Origin of the sequence: Pontibacillus litoralis JSM 072002 (assembly GCF_000775615.1) — a bacterium.
In the GTDB taxonomy this organism is placed as follows: Bacteria; Bacillota; Bacilli; order Bacillales; family BH030062; genus Pontibacillus; species Pontibacillus litoralis.
The window spans coordinates 1-556 of record NZ_AVPG01000070.1; the positions used below are offsets into that span (position 1 = coordinate 1).

The window sequence follows — 556 nt, forward strand, 5'->3', positions numbered from 1 at the left end:
AAAAAAGGCACCATTTCGTTCTTTTTTGAACGAAATGGTGCCTTTTTCTTTAGTATTTCTTACTCTGCTTCTTTCATTAAAGTTATTATTCTTTTAAGATTGACCGCGAATATGGTCATAGCTCCCTACATCTGCATGCCAAACAGACCCGTGGATGTGGCTACATCATATCCGTGTCTTTGTTTTCATTCACTATTCTTCGCTTCAATCTTATAGCGAGATTTGGCTTTCATCTTAAACTTCTCGCTATTTTGAAACGCTTCCTGCTCCTTGTGTTCTGTCGATTTTATAGAGATGGAATACGTTTTACTCTTGGCCCCCTCTTTATAACAGCCCTCACGGAGTGGACATACCTTACATTTTTCAACGTCAAAATAGTAAGTGTGCTTTTGGTTCTTTCCTTGGCTTTTCTTGCCTGTCCGCGCTTTGCGAATAGCCAAATGACCAGCTTTACACACAGACATCCCTGCATCCTTATTGAATTCAAATTCATCTTCTTTCGTTCGGACACCGTGTGTAATTTGGGGATTTAATTTCAATATCAATTGAAGTTCAT

Annotated in this window: 1 pseudogene; it reads right to left on the minus strand. The window is 38.8% G+C overall.

Annotation, left to right across the window (positions count from 1 at the left end):
* Positions 1 to 59: 59 nt before the first annotated feature.
* A pseudogene (locus tag N784_RS15730) lies at positions 60 to 556 on the minus strand (transposase); the annotation flags it as partial.